Annotated in this window: 2 protein-coding genes; both read right to left on the reverse strand. The window is 49.1% G+C overall.

Features of this window, described 5'->3' with window-relative positions; genetic code table 11:
- Positions 1 to 1,718: FAD-binding oxidoreductase (locus B7Y67_RS15760; RefSeq protein ID WP_293599450.1), on the reverse strand; the 1,718-nt coding region annotated here is incomplete at its 3' end.
- Positions 1,715 to 2,251: GntR family transcriptional regulator (locus tag B7Y67_RS15765; RefSeq protein ID WP_293599451.1), on the reverse strand; the 537-nt coding region annotated here is incomplete at its 5' end. The genes B7Y67_RS15760 and B7Y67_RS15765, both read right to left, overlap by 4 nt.

Raw genomic sequence — 2,251 nt, forward strand, 5'->3', positions numbered from 1 at the left:
GTCTCTTCAGTGACAGGATTGTTTTGTACGTTCCAAGCAGACCAATCTAAAGCGGGTTGAAGCGGAATGACCTTATAGCTTGGTGGGAAGCGGAAGTTGCTTGCATCATCCATCTTGGGTGGATTAACAATCTTGCCGGGATTAAATAAGCCATTCGGATCAAACTCATGCTTAATCTCTGCAAGTGCTTCAGTAATCTTAGGGCCAAATTGCCAAGAGATCCATTCGCCACGGCAAAGTCCATCACCATGCTCACCACTATAGGCACCTTTATATTTGCGCACCAATGCAGATGCCTCTTCAGCAACGGCACGCATTTTTTGTGCGCCATCACGGCGCATGTCTAGGATGGGGCGTACGTGGAGCGTGCCTACTGAAGCATGCGCATACCAAGTGCCTCGTGAACCATATTTAGAAAATACATCTGTGAGTGCTTGGGTATATTCAGCAAGGCTCTCGAGTGGGACTGCGCAGTCTTCGATAAAGCTCACTGGCTTGCCGTCACCTTTGAGGCTCATCATGATATTTAAGCCGGCCTTACGCACTTCCCATAAATTCTTTTGCAAGCTAGCATCAGGCATGGCAACTACTGAGCCTGGGAGACCTAGGTCTCCCATCAGGCCCTGTAAAGACTTTAGTTTCTCGAGCAAGGGAGCATGTGCTTCGCCAGAGAACTCCACCAATAGGATTGCCTCAGGAGTGGGGCCGCTAGCATCAATGAGGGCGGTCTCAATGGTTTTCTTAAAGCTGGGGTTATGACGCGCTAAATCAATCATGGTGCGATCGACTAATTCAACTGCAGTGGGCCCGAGTTTGACGATATGCTGCGCGCTATCCATTGCTTTGAAGAAGCTTGCAAAATTCACCACTCCAAGCACTTTGTGTTGTGGCAAGGGTGCCAACTTCAACTCAAGTGATTTGAAATACGCCAAAGTGCCTTCACTGCCAACCAAGAGGTGCGCTAAATTCACGCTGCCATCTTGTGTATAGGGGCGCTCGCTTTGTGGATGAAAGACATCCAGGTTGTATCCGGCAACACGACGCAACACTTTAGGGAAGTGCGCTTCGATTTCGGGTTGAAGGCTATTCGCCAAACCTTTCACAAAGTCACCGAGTTGTTTTGCTGCGCCAGAGCTATTAGCGTAATTTCCAAAGCTAGCTACTTGCCCAGAGGCTAGCCAGGCATCAATGCCTAAAACGTTGTGCACCATGTTTCCATAGGCGATAGAGCGACTGCCGCAAGAGTTATTGCCTGCCATGCCGCCGATGGTTGCTTGGCCAGCAGTAGAGACGTCTACTGGGTACCAGAGCCCATGAGGCTTGAGTGCAGCATTGAGGTGATCCAAAACAATTCCAGGTTCAACAACTGCAGTTGCTTTTTCTGGATCCGCATGTAGAAGCTTGCGAAAATATTTTGTGTTGTCGATGACGAGTGCAGTACCGGTGGTTTGACCGCACTGACTGGTGCCGCCTCCGCGAGGCAAAACTGGGACGCCCAAATCAGCCGCAATCTGAATAGCTGTTGCAATATCCTCGGCGGTTTTGGGAACAAAGACAGCAACTGGCATGGCTTGATAAATTGAAGCATCTGTTGCATAACGTCCGCGACTAGCCATATCGGTCATGACTTCACCAGAGGTTTCTTGCCTGAGGCGCTTAGCTAACTCTGCCTTGTTGGCAACAAATTCTGGAAGCGGAAAATCGAGTGGCTTGTTCATGCTGCAACTTTCTGTTTGGATTCTGAGTCAACTAATTGGATCACTACATCACGTTTATTCATCACGTGCTGCATCATGACTTTGCGCATGCGTGTGCTATCGCGAGCCTTTAATGCGTCTAACATTTCTTGATGCTCGCCCACTGCCTTCTCCCACTTCACGCCATCTTGGTTGGAGCGAAAGCGTAGTGCCTCAATACGGGCATTGACTTGGGTAAAGAGCTGGCTTAAGACAGGATTGTTTGCCGCTTGATTAATAGCCTGATGAATCTTGAGATTGAGTTGGTAGTAGCTCGAGAGATCCCTGCGAGCATACGAGGCCATCATTTCATATTGAAGTGCTTCCAGTTCAATGAGAGCTTGATTGCTAATGTTTTGTGCTGCTAGTTCTCCGGAGTAGCCCTCTAAGTTCGCAATCACATCAAAAGTATGAAGGATGTCATCCCGAGTGAGTTGCACTGCAATCGCTCCGCGGTTGGCAATTAGCTCTACCAGCCCATCCGCTGCCAAACGTCGAATTGCCTCGCGAATAGG

The organism is Polynucleobacter sp. 35-46-11 (assembly GCF_002281105.1).